19 protein-coding genes are annotated in these 20,267 nt (G+C 64.4%); 12 read left to right on the top strand and 7 right to left on the bottom strand.

The features are described 5' to 3' along the window. Positions 1-33 precede the first annotated feature (33 nt). Positions 34-1,149 carry an aminomethyl transferase family protein gene (locus tag AC0L3E_RS21475; RefSeq protein ID WP_473605572.1) on the top strand — a complete coding sequence of 372 codons (1,116 nt, stop codon included), beginning with the start codon at positions 34-36 and terminating at the stop codon, positions 1,147-1,149. Between the two features lie 92 nt (positions 1,150-1,241). On the opposite strand, the gene hpaR is transcribed toward AC0L3E_RS21475, so the two are convergent. Then, on the bottom strand, positions 1,242-1,637 hold the full coding sequence (gene hpaR / locus AC0L3E_RS21470; protein ID WP_352582947.1) for a homoprotocatechuate degradation operon regulator HpaR: 396 nt from the start codon (positions 1,635-1,637) through the stop codon (positions 1,242-1,244). 214 nt (positions 1,638-1,851) lie between these two features. Here hpaR and AC0L3E_RS21465 point away from each other — a divergent pair, with 214 nt between their 5' ends. From AC0L3E_RS21465 to hpaH, 5 genes are read left to right on the top strand one after another with little or no spacing between them, the layout of a single operon-like run. Then, the gene (locus AC0L3E_RS21465) at positions 1,852-2,238 is read left to right on the top strand and encodes a 5-carboxymethyl-2-hydroxymuconate isomerase (protein ID WP_473605571.1); all 387 of its coding nucleotides are present in this window, start codon (positions 1,852-1,854) and stop codon (positions 2,236-2,238) included. An 11-nt stretch (positions 2,239-2,249) separates the two neighbouring features. Next, on the top strand, positions 2,250-3,767 hold the full coding sequence (hpaE, locus tag AC0L3E_RS21460; RefSeq protein WP_292658027.1) for a 5-carboxymethyl-2-hydroxymuconate semialdehyde dehydrogenase: 1,518 nt from the start codon (positions 2,250-2,252) through the stop codon (positions 3,765-3,767). 14 nt (positions 3,768-3,781) lie between these two features. Further along, on the top strand, positions 3,782-4,762 hold the full coding sequence (gene hpaD, locus AC0L3E_RS21455; protein ID WP_127266757.1) for a 3,4-dihydroxyphenylacetate 2,3-dioxygenase: 981 nt from the start codon (positions 3,782-3,784) through the stop codon (positions 4,760-4,762). 25 nt (positions 4,763-4,787) lie between these two features. Beyond that, the gene (locus AC0L3E_RS21450; protein WP_128306907.1) at positions 4,788-5,663 is read left to right on the top strand and encodes a fumarylacetoacetate hydrolase family protein; all 876 of its coding nucleotides are present in this window, start codon (positions 4,788-4,790) and stop codon (positions 5,661-5,663) included. Beyond that, the gene (gene hpaH, locus AC0L3E_RS21445) at positions 5,660-6,466 is read left to right on the top strand and encodes a 2-oxo-hept-4-ene-1,7-dioate hydratase (protein WP_473605570.1); all 807 of its coding nucleotides are present in this window, start codon (positions 5,660-5,662) and stop codon (positions 6,464-6,466) included. Before AC0L3E_RS21450 ends, hpaH begins: the two co-directional genes overlap by 4 nt. Positions 6,467-6,493: 27 nt before the next feature. On the opposite strand, the gene AC0L3E_RS21440 is transcribed toward hpaH, so the two are convergent. The 6 genes from AC0L3E_RS21440 to AC0L3E_RS21415 are packed head-to-tail and all read right to left on the bottom strand — an operon-like array spanning position 6,494 to position 12,927. Beyond that, the gene (locus AC0L3E_RS21440) at positions 6,494-7,516 is read right to left on the bottom strand and encodes a phosphotransferase enzyme family protein (protein ID WP_127266754.1); all 1,023 of its coding nucleotides are present in this window, start codon (positions 7,514-7,516) and stop codon (positions 6,494-6,496) included. Then, entirely contained in the window at positions 7,513-8,805 is a 1,293-nt protein-coding gene (locus AC0L3E_RS21435) for an aminotransferase class III-fold pyridoxal phosphate-dependent enzyme (protein WP_473605569.1), read from the bottom strand. The genes AC0L3E_RS21440 and AC0L3E_RS21435 overlap by 4 nt, the downstream gene beginning before the upstream one ends. A 35-nt stretch (positions 8,806-8,840) precedes the next feature. Beyond that, positions 8,841-10,190 carry an aminotransferase class III-fold pyridoxal phosphate-dependent enzyme gene (locus AC0L3E_RS21430; RefSeq protein WP_473605568.1) on the bottom strand — a complete coding sequence of 450 codons (1,350 nt, stop codon included), beginning with the start codon at positions 10,188-10,190 and terminating at the stop codon, positions 8,841-8,843. Between the two features lie 21 nt (positions 10,191-10,211). Further along, positions 10,212-10,880, bottom strand: coding sequence for an HAD family hydrolase (locus AC0L3E_RS21425; RefSeq protein WP_127266751.1), 669 nt, complete (start codon positions 10,878-10,880; stop codon positions 10,212-10,214). After that, positions 10,877-12,157 carry a Tm-1-like ATP-binding domain-containing protein gene (locus AC0L3E_RS21420; protein ID WP_473605567.1) on the bottom strand — a complete coding sequence of 427 codons (1,281 nt, stop codon included), beginning with the start codon at positions 12,155-12,157 and terminating at the stop codon, positions 10,877-10,879. Before AC0L3E_RS21420 ends, AC0L3E_RS21425 begins: the two co-directional genes overlap by 4 nt. Further along, a complete protein-coding gene (locus AC0L3E_RS21415; protein WP_127328050.1) occupies positions 12,157-12,927 on the bottom strand; it encodes an IclR family transcriptional regulator in 771 nt (256 codons plus the stop codon). Before AC0L3E_RS21415 ends, AC0L3E_RS21420 begins: the two co-directional genes overlap by 1 nt. Positions 12,928-13,100: 173 nt before the next feature. On the opposite strand from AC0L3E_RS21415, the gene AC0L3E_RS21410 reads away from it, so the two are divergent. From AC0L3E_RS21410 to AC0L3E_RS21385, 6 genes are all read left to right on the top strand, one after another. Next, complete coding sequence (locus AC0L3E_RS21410) at positions 13,101-14,549, top strand: APC family permease (protein WP_473605566.1); 1,449 nt, start codon at positions 13,101-13,103, stop codon at positions 14,547-14,549. Positions 14,550-14,606: 57 nt separating this feature from the next. Continuing rightward, positions 14,607-15,800 (top strand): cytochrome P450, encoded by a 1,194-nt coding sequence (locus AC0L3E_RS21405; RefSeq protein ID WP_473605565.1) that lies wholly within the window; start codon positions 14,607-14,609, stop codon positions 15,798-15,800. Further along, positions 15,797-17,284, top strand: coding sequence for an aldehyde dehydrogenase (locus AC0L3E_RS21400; protein ID WP_128306899.1), 1,488 nt, complete (start codon positions 15,797-15,799; stop codon positions 17,282-17,284). The genes AC0L3E_RS21405 and AC0L3E_RS21400 overlap by 4 nt, the downstream gene beginning before the upstream one ends. Before the next feature lie 252 nt (positions 17,285-17,536). After that, on the top strand, positions 17,537-18,391 hold the full coding sequence (locus AC0L3E_RS21395) for a MetQ/NlpA family lipoprotein (protein ID WP_128306898.1): 855 nt from the start codon (positions 17,537-17,539) through the stop codon (positions 18,389-18,391). Positions 18,392-18,482: 91 nt separating this feature from the next. After that, positions 18,483-19,580, top strand: coding sequence for a methionine ABC transporter ATP-binding protein (locus AC0L3E_RS21390; RefSeq protein WP_128306897.1), 1,098 nt, complete (start codon positions 18,483-18,485; stop codon positions 19,578-19,580). Next, a complete protein-coding gene (locus AC0L3E_RS21385) occupies positions 19,561-20,217 on the top strand; it encodes a methionine ABC transporter permease (protein ID WP_473605563.1) in 657 nt (218 codons plus the stop codon). Before AC0L3E_RS21390 ends, AC0L3E_RS21385 begins: the two co-directional genes overlap by 20 nt. The last annotated feature ends 50 nt before the right edge of the window (positions 20,218-20,267 follow it).

Genomic DNA, 20,267 nt, shown 5'->3' with positions numbered 1-20,267 from the left:
GCGCTGCCGTTTTCTTGAACGATGGAGACTTCCTTGGCTGAGCGGCGTTCCCCTTTCTACAGCAGCATCGTCGGGCTGGGCGCCACCATGGGTCGTGTCGGGGGCGATTTCATCTCGGCCAAAACTTATTCCGGCATTGCCGACGAGCACCTGAACACCCGCAGGAATGTCGGCGTGCAGGATCTCAGCACCATGGGCAAGATGGATATCAAGGGGCCGGACGCCGAGGCGCTGGTCAACCATGTCATCGTCAATCATGCCGCTGCCATGAAACCGGGCCAGGTCCGCTATTCCACGGTCTGCCGCGAGGATGGCGGCATCATGGACGACCTCACCGTGTTTCGGTTGGGCCCGGAGCACTTCATGCTGGTGACCGGCTCGGTCAACCGGCTGAAGATGCTGCCCTGGCTGCAGCATCACGCTCAGGGCCGCAAGGCCTATGTCACCGACATCACGGCGGCCATCGCCTTCCCGACCATCCAGGGTCCGCGCTCGCGCGAACTGCTGAAAGCGTTGATCGCGGATGCCGATCTGGATGGACTGAAGCGCTGGTCATTCACGTCGGGCCATATCAACGGCACGAGAGTACTGATCTCGCGCACCGGCGTCACCGGCGAACTCGGCTTCGAACTGTTCGTGCCGGCCGACGAGGCGGCCTCTCTCTGGGACGCGCTGATGCGCACCGGCCGTGACTTTGGCCTGAAACCCTATGGCGTGCTGGCGATGTTCACGCTGGGCCTGGAAAAGGCCTATCCGGCGCACGGCATCGACATGGACGAGAGCCGCACCCCGTTCCATGTCGGCCTCGACCGCTGGATCAAGTTCGACAAGGGCGATTTCGTCGGCCGCGAGGCGCTTCTCAAGGTCCGCGACACCGGCCTCGACGAGCAATGGGTCGGACTGATCCTCGACGGCGACAAGCCGGCCGCGACCGATGCCAGGGTTCTGGCCGATGGCGAGGACGCCGGCATCATCACCTACAGCGACCACGGCTATTCCCTCGGCAAGGTGCTGGCCACCGCGCATCTGCGGCTGCCCTTCACGGCTGTCGGCACCGAATTGAGCATTGATATTGGTGGTAAGCCGACGCGTGCGGTGGTGGCTCCGATACCGTTCTTCGATCCGGAAGGGGCGAGGTTGCGAGGTTAGCTGACCCCCCCTTCGGGTGTTTCGGCCATTTCCAAGGTATGCGGGGCCGTCAACCCAAGCGACCGTCGAAACTTCTGAGGTAGCCGGAACGATCAGCTCTCGCCGTCGATCAGCGTCTCCAGCAGATCGAGCAACTGCTTGAGCTTTTCGTGGCCGAATCGCTGTTCGATGTCGTCATAAATGACGCGACGCTCGGGCGACAGGGCGTCGATCAGGGCGGAACCGGCGGGCGCAATGGTTAGAACGACGCGTCGGCCGTCGCCTTCGGCCTTGTTGCGGGTGATGAATTTGCGGCCCTCGAGCGCCTTGATGATGCGCGTCAGGCTGGGCGGCAAAACCGAGGCGCGGTCGGCGAGTTCCGTCGCCTCGACCGGGCCGGCTTCGCTCAGCACGCGCAGCACGCGCCATTGCTGTTCGGTCACGTCATGCGCCGCAAGCATCGGCCGAAACCGCGCCATCACCGCTTCGCGGGCATGAAGCAGCGCCATTGGCAGAGAACGACGGGTGTTTTCAGGCAGCAAGAAAAAGAGCCTCCCACGCTTGCGATCGAACAGGCCCCTCCCTCGGCCGAATCCCCCCTGCCAGGGCCCGTTCATGCCATCCCGTATCGTTGCGCCAAGGCCGATGCAAGACTTGACTTCGTCGGCGTTGCATGTAATTAACGCGTTAACTACAACAAAAGCAATAGACCAGGGAAACGCCGTGCCTCACTTCTCCATCGAGTATTCAGCCAATCTCGATGCCAAGGTCGACATGGGCGAATTGTGCGCGCTGGTGTTGCGCACCGTGCTGGACACCGGGCTGTTCGAGACCGGCGCCGTGCGGGTGCGGGCCTTTCGCGCCGAGGCTTACGCGATGGCCGACAGTCTGCCGGAAAACGCTTTTCTCGACATGTCGTTTCGCATCGGCACCGGCCGCAGCCCTGATGAGAAGAAGCGGACCGGCGAAGCCGTCTTCGCGGCGGTGAGCGAATATCTCGCCGCGCTGTTCGAGACCCCGCATTTCGCCCTGTCGCTCGAGATCCGGGAAATCGACCCGGAGCTGAGTTGGAAGAGAAACGCAATCCACCCGCGACTGCGCGGCAAGTGACGGAACCCGATATGTCCGACCTGCAAGGCAATCTGAACAAGGCCGAGGCCTATATGGACCGCTTCAGGCGCGATGGCGTGTTGAACCAGATCGGCGGCGAGGCGGTACCGGCGCTCGACGGCGCGACGTTCGAAACGCTGTCGCCGGTCGACCTGAAGCCGCTGGCAAGTGTCGCGCGCGGCGGGGCTGCCGATATCGACCGCGCCGCCAGGGCGGCGAAGGCGGCGTTTCCGGCCTGGGCCGCCATGCCGGGCGAAGCGCGCAAGAAGCTGCTGCACAGAATCGCCGACGCGATCGAGGCGCGTGCCGAGGAGATAGCCTTCGTCGAATGCATGGATACCGGCCAGGCGCTGAAGTTCATGGCCAAGGCGGCGTTGCGGGGTGCCGAGAATTTCCGCTTCTTCGCCGACCGTGCACCCGAAGCCCGAGACGGCGAGACGCTGCGGACGTCCGGCCAGGTCAACATCACGACACGCGTTCCGATCGGCCCGATCGGCATCATCACGCCGTGGAACACGCCGTTCATGCTGTCGACCTGGAAGATCGCGCCGGCGCTGGCGGCCGGCTGCACCGTGGTTCATAAGCCGGCTGAATTTTCGCCGCTGACCGCCCGCCTGCTGGTCGAGATCGCCGAGGAGGCCGGTCTGCCGAAGGGTGTCTGGAACCTGGTCAACGGCCTGGGTGAAGATGCCGGCAAGGCGTTGACCGAGCATCCCGACATCAAGGCGATCGGCTTTGTCGGCGAGAGCCGTACCGGCTCGATGATCATGAAACAAGGCGCCGACACGCTGAAGCGCGTGCATTTCGAGCTTGGCGGCAAGAACCCGGTGATCGTCTTTGCCGACGCCGATCTCGAACGCGCCGCCGACGCCGCCGTATTCATGATCTATTCGCTGAATGGCGAACGCTGCACCTCGTCGTCGCGACTGCTGGTCGAAGCTTCGATCTATGAAAGCTTCACCGCCAAAATCGCGGAGAGGGCGAAGCGCATCGTCGTCGGCCATCCGCTCGATCCGAAAACGGTGGTCGGCCCGCTCATCCATCCGGTGCATGAGAAGAAGGTGCTGTCCTATATCGACATCGGCAGGTCGGAGGGGGCCACGCTCGCCGTCGGCGGCGGCAAGGTCGATGGGCCGGGCGGCGGCTGTTATGTCGGCCCGACACTGTTCACCAACGTCACCAACGGCATGCGCATTGCGCAGGAGGAGATTTTCGGGCCGGTGCTGAGCGCCATTCCCTTCAACGACGAGGCCGAGGCGCTTGCGCTGGCCAACGACACGCAATACGGCCTGACCGGCTATCTCTGGACCTCGGACGTCACCCGCGCCTTCCGCTTCACAGACGCGCTCGATGCCGGCATGATCTGGGTCAATTCCGAGAATGTGCGCCATTTGCCGACACCGTTCGGCGGCGTCAAGAATTCCGGCATCGGCCGCGACGGCGGGGACCATTCCTTCGACTTCTACATGGAGACGAAGAACATAGCCTTTGCGACGACGGCGCACGCGATCCAGAAACTCGGCGGCTGACCGGAGGAAATCAGATGCCCTTGCCCAAGCCCAATCTCTACCCCGCCTTCAACATCGTGCGCCTCAGCCATGTCGAGCTGGCCGTCACCGACCTCGCCAAATCCCGCGCCTTCTATGTCGATACGCTCGGCCTGCAGGTCACCGACGAGACATCGGACACCATCTATCTCAGGGCGCTGGAGGAGCGTGGGCACCATTGCATCGTGCTGAAGAAGGCGGCCACGGCCGAAGCGCGCGACCTTGGCTTCAAGGTCTTCTCGGATGAAGACCTCGACAAGGCAGTGCATTTCTTCAAGGACAAGGGCCTGCCGGTGGAATGGGTCGAGCGGCCTTACCAGTCGCGCACCTTCCGCACCCGCGATCCGCACGGCATTCCGCTTGAATTCTACGCGGAGATGGAGCGGCTGCCGCCGATCCACCAGAAATATGCGCTGTACAAGGGCGTCAAGCCACTGCGCATCGACCACTTCAACTGCTTCTCGCCGAACGTCGATGAATCGGTGGCGTTCTACAACGAGCTCGGCTTCCGGGTGACCGAGTATACCGAGGACGCCAGCAGCGGAAGGCTGTGGGCGGCGTGGACGCACCGCAAGGGCGGCGTGCACGACATCGCCTTCACCAACGGCATCGGGCCGCGCCTGCACCATGTCGCCTTCTGGGTGCCGACGCCGCTCAACATCATCGACCTGCTCGATCTGATGGCAACGACGGGCTATTTGCCGAACATCGAACGCGGCCCCGGCCGGCACGGCATTTCCAACGCCTTCTTCCTCTATGTCAGAGACCCGGACAACCACCGCATCGAGATTTACTGTTCGGATTACCAGACGGTCGATCCGGACCTCGAGCCGATAAAATGGGACCTCAAGGACCCGCAACGCCAGACGCTGTGGGGCGCGCCGGCGCCGAAAAGCTGGTTCGAGGAGGGCAGTGTGTTTGCCGGAGCGAAGGCACGCCAGCCGGATTTGGCGGCTTCGCCGATCATTGCGCCGTGACTATGAACCTTACGAGGAGACACGGATGACTGGACATGGCCGGCTCGCCACCTTCACCGTCGGCGGCAAGGCGCGCTATGGCGCGGTCACCGGCAAGGGCGTCGTCGACCTGTCGGCGCGCCACGGCCAATGGCCGACGTTGCGGGAAGTGATCGAGGCCGGCGCCTTGCGGCGGCTGGCGGAAGAGGCGGAGGCGTTTGCCCCAGATTTCCCGCTCGACGCCATCGCCTACGAAATCCCGGTGCCTTCGCCGGAAAAGATCGTCTGCGTCGGCGTCAACTACCCCGACCGTAACGAGGAGTACAAGGATGGCCAGGCTGCGCCCTCCAACCCGTCGCTGTTCGTCCGCTTTCCCCGCTCCTTCGTCGGCCATGGCGCGCCGCTGGTGCGGCCACCGGAATCACCGCAGCTCGACTATGAGGGCGAAATCGTCATCGTCATCGGCAAGGCTGGCCGGCGCATTGCCGAGGCCGACGCGCTTGGCCATATCGCGGCGCTGTCGCTGTGCAACGAGGGCACCATCCGCGACTGGGTGCGGCATGCCAAGTTCAACGTCACGCAAGGCAAGAATTTCGACCGCAGCGGCTCGATCGGCCCATGGCTGGTGCCGTTCAGCGAAGAGGCGCAGATCGCCGATATCGCGCTGACCACCCGCGTCAATGGCGAGTTGCGCCAGCAGGACAGCACCAGCCGGATGATTTTTTCCTTCCGCAAGATCATCAACTACATCTCGACCTTCACCACGCTGGTGCCGGGCGATGTCATCGTCACCGGCACGCCGACGGGCGCCGGCGCCCGCTTCGAGCCGCCGATCTGGCTGAAGCCCGGCGACGTGATCGAGGTGGAGGCCGAAGGCATCGGCGTGCTCAGAAACGGTGTCGTCGACGAGGCAGCGCAATGACCCCGGAGCAAGTGGAAGACGCCGCGGCACGGCTGTTCGAGGCCGAGCGGTCGCGCCGCCAGATCCGTCTGCTCAGCCTCGATTTTCCCGATGCGACGATGGAGGACGCCTACCGCGTGCAAGCGGCGCTGGTGACGCGAAAGATCGATGCCGGGCTGAAGCCGAAGGGCTGGAAGATCGGGCTGACATCGAAGGCAATGCAGTACGCGCTTGCCATCGACACGCCGGATTCGGGCGTGCTGTTCGACGACATGTTCTTCCATGACGGCGCGACGGTGCCGGCCGGCCGCTTCATCCAGCCGCGCGTCGAGGCCGAGATCGCCTTCGTCATGAAGGCGCCGCTGAAAGGCCCCGGCGTGACCATCTCCGACGTGCTCCACGCCACCGACTACATCACCCCGTCGCTGGAAATCCTCGACACGCGCATCGAGCGCGTCAATGCGGAGACGAAGAAGGTGCGCACCTTCTTCGACACGATTTCCGACAATGCCGCCAATGCCGGCATCGTCATCGGCGGCCGGCGGCAACGTCCTGATGAGGCCGACATGCGCTGGATCGGTGCCATCGTCTCGCGCAACGCCGAGGTCGAGGAAACCGGGCTCGGCGCCGGCGTGCTCAACCACCCGGCCATGGGCATCGCCTGGCTGGCGGACAGGCTCGCCCGCTACGGCATGTCGATCGCGGCTGGCGAGGTGGTGCTCTCGGGATCGTTCGTGCGCCCGGTCGAGGCGCGGCCCGGCGACACGATCGTCGCCGATTTCGGCAGTTCGGGCACGGTCAGCATCCATTTCGCGAAGGGCTGACGACCCGCCAGTTCTTATTGATCGGCCCTATTCGCCACGCAGATAGGCAATCACCACATCGGCTGCGATGGCCGACATACGCTGGCCGACATCCCTGGTGATGTCGCCTTCGACGCGGCTCTGCACCCAACCGAGGAAAGCAAAGGCACGCAACGCCGAAAACAGCGGCAGCGCGGCGATGTCGCGCGCGGTCAGTGCCCGCTCCTGCCGATAGCCCTCGAGCAAAGCGGCCTCGATCAGCGGATAGATCGCCTCATCGCGGTTCTGGTAGAGCGCGACGGCAAGGTCGTACATGTGCCAGCCATGGCCGCAATCGTCGAAGTCGATGATGCGGATCGCGCCGTCATGGACGAGCACATTCTCGCGCACCAGATCGGCGTGGATGATGCCGAAATTGCGGGCGCTGCGTTCATGCTCCGACAGCGCCTTCACGGCCTTTTCCCGCGCCTGGAAAACCAGCTCGCGATGAGGGCCGTCGAGGAAGGGCGAGGTCTCGAAGCGGCCCCAATTCGGGTTCGCGCCGAAGAAGCCATTGAAATCCCAGGCATGGCGGGCAAAGCCGGCGGGCGGCGTCCAGGCAGACGTGACATTGTGCATGTGGGCGATGGTTCGGCCCATCGCGGTAAAGACCTGTCTTGCCTGCTCGGGCGTAAAATCCAGCGGCACGCCTCGCGCGCCGACGGCGCGGCCTTCCAGCCAGCTCAAGCAATCGACTTGCCGGGGTTGCACTGAGGCGTTGGCGCTGACAAGCACGAACAGATCGCCGGCCGGCGTGGCGACCGCAGATGGCGTGGCGATGCCGGCCGCTTGCAAAAAGCCCATCCATTGCAGTTCCGAGCGCAAGGCGGCGTCCGTGTGATAGCCAAGCCGGTGAATGCGCATGGCGGCCGGCTGGCCTGTTGGCAAGATGACGCGAAACACCGCGTTCTCGCGGAATTTCAGCAGCTCTGGCTCACCCTCACGAATGCCCCAATGTTCGAGCGCGCGCTTGGCAAGCTCGGTGACATCGGCTGCCGTCTCGGGCTCGGATTGCGTGGAAACAGCGTTCACGCCTTCACTCCGCCGACTTCACCCAGCACCTCGTCGAGGGCGCCGATCAGGACGTCGGCATTGTCGCGCGAGAACGGCATGGGCGGGCGGATCTTCAGCACATTACCGTGGATGCCGGTCTTGCCCATCAGCACGCCGCGGTGGCGCATGCGGTTGGCGACCTGCTCGGCAATGTCGGGCGCCGGCTCGCGCGTCTCGCGGTCGTGAACCAGTTCGGCGCCGAAGAACAGGCCGGCGCCCCTGACCTCGCCGATGCATTCATGGCGCTCGGCCAGCGGGCGCAGCAGACCGAGCGCATAGGCGCCGACGTCACGTGCGTTGGCGACGAGATCTTCCTGCTCGATGACGTCGAGGACGGCATTGGCCACCGCGCAGGAAACCGGATTGCCGCCAAAGGTGTTGAAGTAACGGAAAGCGTTGCGGAAGGTCGCCAATGTGTCCTTGGTGGTGACCACTGCGGCGACCGGATGGCCGTTGCCCATCGGCTTGCCCATGGTGACGATCTCGGGCACGAAGCCAGCGCGCTGGTGGCCCCAGAAATGACTGCCGGTGCGGCCGAAACCGGGCTGCACCTCATCGGCGATGACCAGTCCGCCGGCGTCACGCACCGCGCGCATCGCGTCGTCGAAAAATCCGGATGGGAGCGTCGGAAAGCCTTCATTGGCGAGTAGCGGACACAGGATGATGCCGGACAGGCCGATGCCATCCTGCTCCAGCGAGGCGATGGCTTCGCGCACCGCGTCGCCAAAGGCTTTGCCGTTGGCCATCGCATCCTGATGGCGATAGCTGTCAGGCGCCGGCACCAGCCTGACATTGCGGGCGCGGCCACCGACCGGCGGCATGCGGGTGCTGAGCTGCGAAACCGCCGTGGTGTTGCCATGGTAGGTGGCGTCGGTGGCGATGACGCCCATGCGGCCGGTGGCGGCCTGCGCCATGCGCAGCGCGATGTCGTTGGCCTCACTGCCGGTGCAGGTCAGGATGGCGGACGACAGGCTGGCATCGAAGGTCGCGGTCAGCCGCTCGACATAATCGAGGATGGCGGTGTGCAGATAGCGCGTGTGGGTGTTGAGCAGGCTGGCCTGCCGGCACAGGGCTTCGACCACATGCGGGTGGCAGTGGCCGACATGTGCGACATTGTTGTAGGCGTCGAGATATTTCCGACCATCGGCATCGTAGAGCCAGACGCCTTCGCCGCGCACCAGATGCACGGGCTCGTCGTAGAACAATTGCGATTTCGCGCCGAGCAGGCGGGAACGCCGGCTAACCAGTGCTTCTTGCGATTGGCTCATTGCGTCTTGAAACTCCGTTGTGTCCAGCTAACCCGTCAGGCCTTCGACAGGCCCGCATCCAATGCTTCGCCGATCTTCGTCACATCGGCAGCGCTGATGATGAGCGGCGGCGACAGGATGATGGCGTTGCCCGACACGCGCAGCATGACGCCGGCCTCATAGGCGGCCTCCGAAACCACGGCCATGGTCTTCTTGTCGGCAGGCTTTTTCGTCGTGCGGTCCGAGACCAGCTCCAGCGCCGCCATCAGGCCCTTGTACCTGACATCGCCGACGATCGCATGCCTGGCCTTCAGCCCCTCCAGCGTGGCCGCGAGTTCGACGCCCCGTGCCGCCGCGTTCTCGTTCAGGCGAAGCCGTTTGGTCTCGGCAAGCGCCGCCAGACCCGCCGCGCAGCCGACCGGGTGGCCGGAATAGGTATAGCCGTGGCCGATCGCACCAAAACTGGTCTTGTCGGCCTCGAAGACATCGGCGACTTTTCCGCCGATCAAGGTCGCGCCGAGCGGGAAATAGCCTGACGTGATCGCCTTGGCGATGGTCATGAAATCCGGCTTCACGCCGGACAGACGCGAGCCCGACCATGCGCCGGTGCGGCCGAAGCCCGTCACCACCTCGTCGGCGATCAGCAGGATCTCGTGGCGGTCGCAGATCTCACGCACCAGTGGCATGAAGCTCTCATGCGGAACGATGACGCCGCCGGCGCCGAGAACCGGCTCCATGATGAAAGCGGCGATGGTGTCGCCGCCCTGGAAGGCGATTTCGTCCTCCAGCGCCTTGGCGCACAGTTTCGCCAGCCGCACCGGGTCGGTCTCATCGAACGGGTTGCGGAAGGTCCAGGGCGCGGGAATGTGGAAGACGCCGGGCAGCAGCGGCTCGTAGTTGCGACGGAAATTGGCGTTGCCGTTAACCGACGCGCCGCCAAAATGCGTGCCGTGATAGCCCTTCTTCAGGGCGAGGAATTTTGTCCGGTCGGCCTGGCCGCGGATCTTCCAGTATTGCCTGGCCAGCCGAAGTGCCGTTTCGACCGAATCCGAGCCTCCCGAGGTGAAGAAGGTCCGCACCATGCCTTCTGGCTCAAACCATTCGCAGAGTTCGTAGGCGAGTTCGATCGACGGTCCTGTCGAGGTGCCGCGAAAGCCGGAATAATAGGGCAGCGCCGAAAGCTGGTCGGCGATCGCCTGCTTGATCGGGTCGCAGCTGTAGCCGAGATTGACGTTCCACAGGCCGCCGACGGCGTCGAGCACGGTGTTGCCGGCGATGTCGGTGACCATCACACCCTCGCCTTTCATGATCACCTTTGGCGGGTTGGCCCGCATCTCGGCCGGATGCGCCATCGGGTGCCAGATCGGCTTGGCGTTGGTTTCGGTGAGAAAATTGATGTCGCGCATAGAGGACTCCGCAAAAAAATCTCAGGCAACTGGGACGAGGCCGAAATGACCGAGGGCCTCGGCATAGGAATGAGCCGGGCGAGCGACGTCGAAATGGACCGTGCGCATGCCGGCAGCAGAGCCGCCATCGACATTGCGCTGCTGGTCGTCGACGAAGACGCAAGCGCCGGCAGGCAGGCCGAGCGCCTCGGTGACCAAGGCATAGGCGCGTGGATCGGGCTTGAGGATGCCGGTATAGGTGGCGTCGACGATGAGGTCGAACAGGCCGAGCAACGGCAGCCGCCGGCGGAAATCGGCGCCGTAGAACAGGTCGAGTTCGTTTGACAGGATCGCCAGCCGAAAACCCGCCGCATGCACCGTGCGAATGGCGCTGTCGGCCTCGGGCCGCACCACCTTTTCCGGCTCGGCGCCGCGCGCTCGTTGGACGAAGGTCTCCATCGCCTGCCAGTCCTCGCCGACCAGCCGACCGACCTCACTGGTGCGGGAGCGCCAGTAGTCGCGCTCGCTGATCTCGTCGGCCTGCATCGCGCGCCACAGCGGATCGCTGTCCGGATCGAACGGCCCGCGCCATTGCAGCGTTCCCGGCGCAAGGCCGAGCGCCTGTTCGGTCAAGGCATGCGTCTCGAACAGCGTCCGGGTGACGACGCCGCCGAAATCAAGGACAAGCGCCTGGGCGGGAACAGCGCTCACGCTGCCACTCCCTTGGCCGGCTTGCCGCGCGGGACGATGCCTTCCTCGACCCAGCGGTCGAATATCTCGAGCGCCTTGCCGACGAAGTCGTCGCTGTTGATGTGAGCGTCGATCTCGTGGAACTCGACCCCGGCGGGAATAGCCCTGCGCATTTCATCTGCGAAGGCCGCGAGAGCCTCGGGTTCATAGAGCGGCTCGCCCTGCACGTCCCATTCCTGGATGCCGCCGGTAGGCAGGATGAAGGCGGAGCGGCCTTTCGCGGCGCCGAGCTTGGCGGCGATGGTCCTGGCGACCTGCCGACGATCGTCGGCATCGACGGTGATCGACGCGATCAGCCTGTTGTGGGCATGAAAGGGCCGCGTCGAGAATTTAGCCGGCAAATCCTGCCAGGTCGGCAGATCGACCATGTCGACCGCCCCGGGTGCGGCGATCTGCGGAGTGCCGCGAGCGCCGGCATTCTCCAGCCGGTCGGTGCCGGAACTGACGACGGAGCCCGCGAGATGATTGGTAATTTCCTGCAGGCTGAAGTCGAACACCGCGCAAAAATGGTCCTGACCGGCAATCGATTCGAAGGCGCGGCCGCCCATTCCGGTGGTGTGGAAGACGGCAACGTCATAGCCGCGCTGTTCCAGCGCCGGCTTCAGCGTCTTCATGTAGCGCAGGCAGCTGCTGCCGAGCGAGGTCATGCCGATGGTCGGGCCGATTGCTGGAGCCGACATGCGGGCCTCCAGCGAAATCCTGGCCGCGCCGACGACCGCACCACAGGCCTGTGACAGGACCAGCCTGCAGATCGAGTTGAGGCCGTACAGCCCGCCGGCCCAGAGGATCATCATCAGGTCGGGCGCGACGCGCTCGGGCGGGATGAGGTGCGAATAGGCGATGGTCGAGACGACGAATTTCGGCACACCGAGCGGCAGGCAAAGCGCCACGTCGAGCGCCAGATCTGTCCCCATCGAGCCGCCGATGGCGATGAAGGCGTCGATCTCGCCACTTTGATGGAGTTTGCGCACCAGCTGCACGGCGCCGCCGGCCATCAGCGTCATGGCGGTGTTCTCATCACCGCTCGAAACGATCTCGGCGATCGTCACATCCACCGCGCGTGCCACGGCGTGCTTGTCGTGATCCGGGCTGTAGGGCGGGTCGCCAAGCACGCTGACGTCCATCATCACGGCGCTGCCGCCTGACTGCTCGATGCACTGTTTCATGAACAACAGCTCTTCGGCCTTTGTGTCGCCCGTGCCGATGACCAGGATGCGGGGCGCTGTCTCCGAGGACATCAGGCCTGCCTCCTCAAGATTTGCAGGTTTTCGCCGTTGAGGCGCATGGAAATCTCCCGTGCCGCCTCCCTCACGGCAAGTCCCCGCTCTGTGATCGCGGCTGCCGTCGTTCTGGCCTTTGGCGCCGCCACCGCGATGGTGCCGAGCGCAAAGCCATCCGCCCCGCGGATTGCCGCCGCGACGCTGATCACACCTTCCTCATAGCCTTGGTCGCAGATCGAATAGCCGCGCTCGCGCGCCTCGCTCATGGATCTTGAGATGGCGGCCGGCTCGATCAGCGTATGGGCCGTGAAAGCGTCGAGCGAACCCGTCAGGCACGCCTTGACGGTCTCGTCGCGGGCGAAGGCCAGATAGGCGATGCCCGACGCGGTCGAATGCAGGGGCAGCAATTGACCGATGTCGATGTTGACCCGGTTCGCCCATGCCGGATGCTCGACATGAACGGTGACCAGCCTGTCGACGCCGAATTCCGACAAATGCACGGTCTCGGCCGTCGATGCTGCCAGGTCCCGCACCAGCGGAACAGCTGTCTGCAGGAAAGGAAAGCGCGCTTCGCGGATGCGCGCCAGCCGCGACAGGCCGGCGCCGAGGCGATAGTGCCGCGTGCCGATATCCTGCTCGACAAAACCATGGCCGGCCAGCGCAACCAGCAGCCGCCGTGTCGTCGCCTTGTCGAAGCCCGAGCGGCGCGCCAGATCGGACAGGCCGAGCTCGGGCTCGTCGACGCTGAACAGCTCCAGAAGCGAGATCGCTTTTCCGACCGTACTCAAATTTGCCTCCCGGTTCGGGATAATCATTTAACGTGTGAATTAACTTGACAGGCATCGGCATTGTTTGCAAGTCTATATTCAAAATAGCGGTTCAAATAATGAACCAACCGCCAGAGTGCATGGGACAGGCCATTTGGCCGGCGAACTCAAGGGTTTGCAAACAGGAGGGATCGATGACAGCAGTTGCAGAACAGGCGCCGGCCAACAGGCTGCGCAAGAACAGTCTTGGCGTCGGCGCCATCACCTTCATGGTGATTTCGGCGGCCGCCCCGCTCACGGCCGTCGCCGGCGGCACGCCGCTCGGCATGCTGATGGGCAATGGCGCCGGCTTTGCGGGCACCTATCTGATCGTCACCATCCTGCTGCTTTTGTTCGCGGTCGGCTATGTCGCCATGTCACGCCATGTCGGCAATGCCGGCGCCTTCTATGCCTATGCCGCGCGCGGCCTCGGCAGCATGGCCGGCGGCGCCACCGCGCTGATCGCCATCCTGTCCTACAATGCCATGCAGATCGGGGTCATGGGCCTGCTCGGCGCCGCGACATCAGGCCTGTTCGCCGGCTGGGGCATCAATTTGCCCTGGTGGGTGTGGAGCTTCATCGCCATCGCGCTGGTCGCCGTGCTCGGCTATCGGCAGGTCGACCTCTCCGCCAAGATCCTAACGGTGCTGGTGCTGTGCGAATATCTTGTGGTTCTGGTCCTCGACATCGCCATCCTCAAGACCGGCGGCGATAGCGGCCTGTCGGCGGCGCCGTTCAGCTGGAGCCAGATCACATCGGGCTCGCCGGCCATCGCCATTCTGTTCTGCTTTGCCGCCTTCATCGGTTTCGAGGCGACGACGATCTATGCCGAGGAAGCCCGCGATCCAAAGATCACCATTCCGCGCGCCACCTATTTTTCGGTCGTGTTGATCGGCGTCTTCTACATGCTCACGGCATGGCTGATGGCGGTCGGCGCCGGTGTCGACAAGCTGCTGCCGACGCTGCAAGGGCTGCAGGATCCGACGACCTTCCTGTTCGGCCTGTCGGATCGTTACGCCGGCACGATGCTGTCGCAGGCGATGAGCATCCTGTTCGTGTCGAGCCTGTTTGCCGGCGTGCTGGCGTTCCACAATGCGGTTGCGCGCTATATCTATGTCTCGGGCCGCGAAAAACTGTTGCCGCAGACGATCGGCGTGACGCATGCGGTGCACCAGAGCCCGCATGTCGCTTCCGTCATCCAGAGCGTGCTCGCCGCGGTCGTCGTCGGCCTGTTCGCCGTGCTCGGCCTCGATCCGGTGCTGGCGCTGTTTTCGTGGCTGACCAATGTCGCGACGCTCGGCGTCATCGTGATGATGGCGGTGGCCTCGCTGGCCGTGGTGATGTTCTTCCGCGCCAACCCGGCAGCCCAGGAGAACGCGCTGAAGACCACCATCCTGCCCGGGCTGGCCTTCATCGCTTTCGTCATCATCATCTACCTGATCGTCATCAATTTCGGCAGCCTGTCCGGGGCCGGCGGCTTTCTTGGCGTGTTCCTGCCGGGGCTGGTGCTGATCGCCGCGATCGTCGGCCTGCTGCTGGCCAGCGCGCTGAAGAGCCGCGATCCCATAGCCTTCGAAAACCTCGGCCAGCCGCTGAAAGATTGAGAAAAGCAAAGGGGCGGCGTGCCACGCCGCCCCTACACCACAAGGGGAGTGGCGGATTTGAGCTTTGCCGAAAATATAACCGTCGAGGCATTGGAAGCCGATCCCTATCCGATCTATGCAGAGCTCAGGCGCAGTGCGCCTGTCGCTTTCGTGCCCGCGGTCAATCTGTGGTTCGTCACCCGCTGGAAGGATGTCGAGAGCGTCGCCAAGTCGCCCGACATCTTCTCCGCCGTCGTCGGCTCGTCGCCGGTCGAGCGCTCCTTCGGCAAGCCCACCATCCTGACCACCGATGGCGAGACGCACAAACAACTGCGCCAAGGCGTCGATCCGAAATACCGGCCGCGCACCGTCGCCGCCTATGCCGGCGACCTCGTGCGGTCGATTGCCGAACCTTTTCTCGGCCGGATCGCCAACCAAGGCTCCGCCGAGCTGATGGCCGATTATTTCGAACCGGTGTCGACGCTCAGCCTGGCACGCTCGCTCGGCCTTGCCGACATCGACATGCCGACGCTGCGCCGCTGGTTCTATGGCCTTGCCCAGGGCGCCATCAATTTCGAGAACGACCCGAAGCGGCAGGAGATCGCCGACGCGATCAGTGCCGAGGTCGGCGACGCCATCTTGCCGACGCTGGAAAGGCTTGTCCACACGCCGGATGATTCCGCGCTGTCGCATATGCTACATGACGGCATGCCGGAGGGCACGACGCGGCCAATCGATTTTTTGATGCCAAGCATCAAGGTCATCCTGCTTGGCGGCATGCAGGAGCCCGGGCATGGCGCCGGCTCGATCCTGGCCGGTCTGCTGGCCCATCCCGAACAGATGCGGCAGGTGCTCGCCGATCCCGAGACCTTCGTGCCGAAGGCGGTCGACGAGGGCCTGCGCTGGGTGGCGCCGATCGGCACGCAGACGCGGCAGACGACGCGGGCGGTGGAGCTTGGCGGCGTGACGATCCCGGCCGGCGCCGCGGTCGCCGCACTCGTCTCCTCGGCAAGCCGCGACGAGAGCCGCTTTGCCGATCCCGACCGCTTCAACATCAACCGCGACGAAGGCAATCATGCCGCCTTCGGCTTCGGCCATCATTTCTGTTCGGGCCGGTTTTTCGCACGCGAGCAGATGTGCCTTGCGGTGAGGCTGTTGCTTCTGCGCTTCCCCCATCTCAGCCTTGTGCCTGGCAAGGAGCCGGTGTTTCGCGGCTGGGAATTCCGCGCGCCAACCACATTGCATGTTTCCCTGGGAGTCCGTCACCCATGATCAGTCAGAATGCCATCGACACGCTGCGCAGGACGGAGATCGGCGCACGGGGCCTGTTCATCGATGGCGTGCAGATCGAGGCAACAAGCGGCGCAAGCCTGCCGGTGACGTCGCCGATCGACGGCCGGCCGTTCGCCAGCATCGCCGACGGCAACGCCGCCGATATCGACCGCGCCGTGAAGTCGGCGCGCAAGGCGTTCGAGAAGGGCTCGTGGTCGCGATCAGCGCCGGCCTTTCGCAAGAAGGTGCTGACGAAATTCGCCGAGCTGGTCGAAAAGCATGCCGACGAGCTCGCCGTGCTCGGCGTGCGCGACAATGGCACCGAGATCGGCATGGCCTACAAGGCCGAACCGCTCTCGGCGGCAGGCACCATCCGCTACTATGCCGAGGCGATCGACAAGGTCTATGGCGAGATCGCGCCGACGGCCGACAATGTGCTGGGACTGATCCACAAGGAGCCGCTCGGCGTCGTCGGCGTCATCGTGCCGTGGAATTTCCCGCTGATGATCGGCGCCTGGAAGATCGCGCCCGCACTTGCCGCCGGCAATTGCGTGGTGGTCAAGCCGCCGGAGATCGCTTCGCTGACGCTGCTGCGGTTGGCCGAATTGGCAAGCGAGGCCGGACTTCCCGCCGGTGTGCTCAATGTCGTCACCGGCCGTGGCGCGGTCACCGGCGAAGCGCTCGGCCTGCATATGGATGTCGACGCCATCGCCTTCACCGGCTCGGGGCCGGTCGGCCGACGGCTGCTCGAATATTCCGCTCGCTCCAATCTGAAGCGCGTCTTCCTCGAACTCGGCGGCAAGTCGCCCAACATCGTCTTTGCCGATGCTCCCGACCTGAAACAGGCGGCCGTCCTCTCGGCCAACGGCATTTTTCGCAATTCCGGCCAGGTCTGCGTCGCCGGCTCGCGCCTGCTCGTTCAGGCGTCGGTCTATGACCGTTTTATGGACGAACTTGTCGCGGCAACCACGCGGCTGAAAGTCGGCGATCCGCTCGATCTCACTAGCGATGTCGGCGCCGTGTCGAGCGCCGAACAGCTGGATAAGAACCTCGGTTTCGTCGCCAGGGCGACGGAAGAGGGTGCCCGTCTCGTCACCGGCGGCAAGCGGATTCTCACCGAGACCGGCGGCAGCTACATGGCGCCGACGATCTTCGAGAATGTCACGCAAGACATGCAGCTTGCCCGCGAGGAGGTGTTCGGGCCGGTGCTCGGCGTCATGCGCTTCGAGACCGAGGAGGAGGCGGTGCGGCTTGCCAATTCGACCGTCTACGGGCTCGCCTCGGCGGTGTGGACATCAAACCTCTCCACAGCACACCGCATGGTGCGCGCCATCAATGCCGGCGTCGTCCACGTCAACACCTACGGCGGCGCCGACATCACCGTGCCGCTCGGCGGCGTCAAGCAGTCCGGTTTCGGCCGCGACAAGTCGCTTCACGCGCTGGAGAAATATTTGGAACTGAAGACGGCGTGGATCGCGCTTTGAGCCTAGCGTCAGCGCCGGTTTTTCCGAGAGTCCGATCTTACTTCCGAAGCGCAGCGGATCGCATCGTAGCCCGCGGCGATCGATTCAATGGCGTCTCGTTCTCACTCACGCGAAAATTTTGAGAGAATATTCCCGGCTTTGGCGAGAACGGCGAAAGGCGTTCTTTGATAAACTTGATAGAATTTCTGAGGATGTGACCAAGGCTAGGCAATCCGCCTCGCTGCCATGACTTCACAACCACAGAGATCAATCATGTCCGACTTCAAGAACACTTTGCCATCTTCCCCGGGGTCAACCGTCAACCGGCGCAGTGGCCTTGCTCTGCTGTTCGCCTCGGCCGTGGCGATCGGCAGCCTGATGGCGCCCGGCGCATCGTTCGCCGAGGACAAGAAGGCGATCAAGGTGGGTATCATCAGCGGTGAGGACGAGGATGTCTGGCGAGTCGTCGTCGCCCAGGCCGCCGAAAAGGGCCTCTCCATCGAAACCGTGGTGTTCAACGACTACACCCAGCCCAATGAGGCGCTGGAGCGCGGCGAAATCGACGCCAACGCCTTCCAGCACCAGCCCTATCTCGACAACCAGATCAAGACTCAAGGGTATCATATCGTGCGCGTCGGCTATACCGGCGTGTGGCCGATCGGCCTCTACTCGAAGAAGTACAAAGCAGTCGCCGACCTGCCCGAGGGCGCGGTCGTCGGCGTGCCGAACGATCCATCCAATGAAGGCCGTGCGCTGCGCGTGCTGCAGAACGAGGGCGTGATCAAATTGAAGGACGGCACCGGTATTCTGGCCACCACCGCCGACATCGCCGAGAACGCGAAGAAGGCGGTGATCAAGGAGCTGGACGCCGGCATTGTGGGCCGCTCGGTCGAGGATCTCGACGCGGCGGTGGTCAACACCGACTGGGCGCTGAAAAGCGGCCTGACGCCGGAAAACCGCATCGCGCAGGAGCCGATCGCCGACAATCTCTACCGCAACTTCATCGCGGTGAAGGCTGGTAACGAGAACGAGGCCTGGGTGAAGACGCTGGTGGCCTCCTATCAAAACGAGGCGGTGAAGGCCGAGTTCGACAAGGTCTACAAGGGCACCGGCCTCAGCGCCTATTGATCCGATCGTCGACCGGAAGCCCGGTTCGAGAGCAACAGCGGTCCGCGCTCAGGCGCGGGCCGCGATTGCGTTTTCGGGAACAGGAACAATCATGAACCAGCATATCACGGCATCCGGAGAAACCGCCGATCCGACCCATGGCCGGCCCGACGCGTCTCAGGACGTCGTGCGCCTCGTCGAGCTGAAGCGCCGCTTCGGTGTGACAGCGGCGCTCGACGGCATCTCGCTGACCGTGCGCAAGGGCGAGATCCTCGGTATCATCGGCCGCAGCGGCGCCGGCAAGTCGACGCTGATCCGCTGCCTGAACGGGCTGGAACGGCCTGACTCCGGCGAGGTGTTCATCGAAGGCCGAGAGATCAGCCGGCTTGGCGAGCGCGAGCTGCAGCCGCTGCGGCGGCGCATCGGCATGATCTTCCAGCATTTCAACCTGCTGTCGGCCAAGACCGTCGAAGACAATGTGGCGCTGCCGCTGAAGATCGAGGGCCGCTCGAAGGCCGAGCGACTGAAGCGCGCCGCCGAACTGCTCGACCTCGTCGGCCTGTCCGAGAAGGCAAAAGCCTATCCGGCGTCACTGTCGGGCGGCCAGAAGCAGCGTGTCGGCATCGCCCGGGCGCTGGCAGCACGCCCGGCGCTGCTCTTGTCGGACGAAGCCACCTCGGCGCTCGATCCGGAAACAACGCGCTCCATCCTCGCCCTTCTCAAGGACATCAACCGGCAGCTTGGGCTGACCATCCTTCTGATCACCCATGAGATGGAGGTGGTCCGCTCGATCGCCGACCGCGTTGCGGTGATCGACGCCGGGCGCATCGTCGAGCAAGGGCCGGTCTGGTCGGTGTTTGCCGACCCACAATCAGACATCACCAAAAGCCTGCTCGGCGCCATCCGGCCGCAGCTGCCAGCCGAACTGGCGGCCCGGCTGCTGCCGGCGGCCGGCGCGGAGACGATCCTGCGCGTCGACGTGGCCGGCGATGCGGCACGCGGCCCGTTGCTGTCCGACCTTGCCACGGCTGTTCCAGGCGCCTTCCGCCTCATCCACGGCGGCATCGACCATATCCAGCAGCAGCCCGTCGGCACGCTGTTCCTGTCTGTTCCCGGCAGCGGTGCAAATCATCTCGCTGACATCATCACATTCCTGAAGACCCGCCAGGCGCGGGTGGAGGTGCTTGGCCATGTCGCCGATCCTGTTTGAACTTCTGCTGCGTTCGATCTGGGAAACCGTCCTGATGACAGCCGCCTCCGGCCTCATCTCGCTGGTCTTCGGCCTGCCGCTCGGCCTGGCACTGATCGCCACCGAACGCGGCGGGATTGCCGAAAGCCTGTGGGTGAACCGGGCGCTCGGCGCCGTCATCAACGGCTTCCGTTCGGTGCCCTTCATCATCCTTCTGGTGGCACTGATCCCGGTGACGCGGCTGATCGTCGGCACCTCGATCGGCACATGGGCAGCCATCGTGCCGCTATCGATCGCCGCCACGCCCTATTACGCGCGCATTGCCGAAGTGTCGTTGCGTGAGGTCGACCGTGGCTTGATCGAGGCGGCGCGCGCCATGAGCGGCAACCGCTGGACGATCATCCGCGAGGTGCTGGTGCCGGAAGCCCTGCCCGGCATCGTCGCCGGCTTCACGGTGACGCTGGTGACGCTGATCGGTGCCTCGGCCATGGCCGGCGCCATTGGCGCCGGCGGCCTCGGCGACCTCGCCATCCGCTACGGCTATCAACGATTTGAGACGTCCGTCATGATCGCGGTGGTCATCGTGCTGATCATCCTGGTCTGCGGCATCCAGTGGGCGGGGGACCGGCTGGTGGCGAGGCTGGATCGGCGAGGGTGAAAGACTGGCTGATGGCACGGCCGCGTACGGGATAGGCGGAGGCCTCCCCG

This window comes from Mesorhizobium sp. WSM4822 (genome assembly GCF_055811155.1).
The sequence above is the reverse complement of the archived record's forward strand: the minus strand, read 5'-3'. Positions and strand labels throughout refer to the sequence as shown.

Excerpts from the sequence above, each read along its gene's own strand:
- hpaR (WP_352582947.1), bottom strand. The coding sequence starts at position 1,637 with ATGGCGCTGCTTCATGCCCGCGAAGCGGTGATGGCGCGGTTTCGGCCG.
- hpaE (WP_292658027.1), top strand. The coding sequence starts at position 2,250 with ATGTCCGACCTGCAAGGCAATCTGAACAAGGCCGAGGCCTATATGGAC.
- hpaD (WP_127266757.1), top strand. The coding sequence starts at position 3,782 with ATGCCCTTGCCCAAGCCCAATCTCTACCCCGCCTTCAACATCGTGCGC.
- AC0L3E_RS21450 (WP_128306907.1), top strand. The coding sequence starts at position 4,788 with ATGACTGGACATGGCCGGCTCGCCACCTTCACCGTCGGCGGCAAGGCG.
- hpaH (WP_473605570.1), top strand. The coding sequence starts at position 5,660 with ATGACCCCGGAGCAAGTGGAAGACGCCGCGGCACGGCTGTTCGAGGCC.
- AC0L3E_RS21435 (WP_473605569.1), bottom strand. The coding sequence starts at position 8,805 with ATGAGCCAATCGCAAGAAGCACTGGTTAGCCGGCGTTCCCGCCTGCTC.
- AC0L3E_RS21430 (WP_473605568.1), bottom strand. The coding sequence starts at position 10,190 with ATGCGCGACATCAATTTTCTCACCGAAACCAACGCCAAGCCGATCTGG.
- AC0L3E_RS21420 (WP_473605567.1), bottom strand. The coding sequence starts at position 12,157 with ATGTCCTCGGAGACAGCGCCCCGCATCCTGGTCATCGGCACGGGCGAC.
- AC0L3E_RS21410 (WP_473605566.1), top strand. The coding sequence starts at position 13,101 with ATGACAGCAGTTGCAGAACAGGCGCCGGCCAACAGGCTGCGCAAGAAC.
- AC0L3E_RS21400 (WP_128306899.1), top strand. The coding sequence starts at position 15,797 with ATGATCAGTCAGAATGCCATCGACACGCTGCGCAGGACGGAGATCGGC.
- AC0L3E_RS21395 (WP_128306898.1), top strand. The coding sequence starts at position 17,537 with ATGTCCGACTTCAAGAACACTTTGCCATCTTCCCCGGGGTCAACCGTC.
- AC0L3E_RS21390 (WP_128306897.1), top strand. The coding sequence starts at position 18,483 with ATGAACCAGCATATCACGGCATCCGGAGAAACCGCCGATCCGACCCAT.
- AC0L3E_RS21385 (WP_473605563.1), top strand. The coding sequence starts at position 19,561 with ATGTCGCCGATCCTGTTTGAACTTCTGCTGCGTTCGATCTGGGAAACC.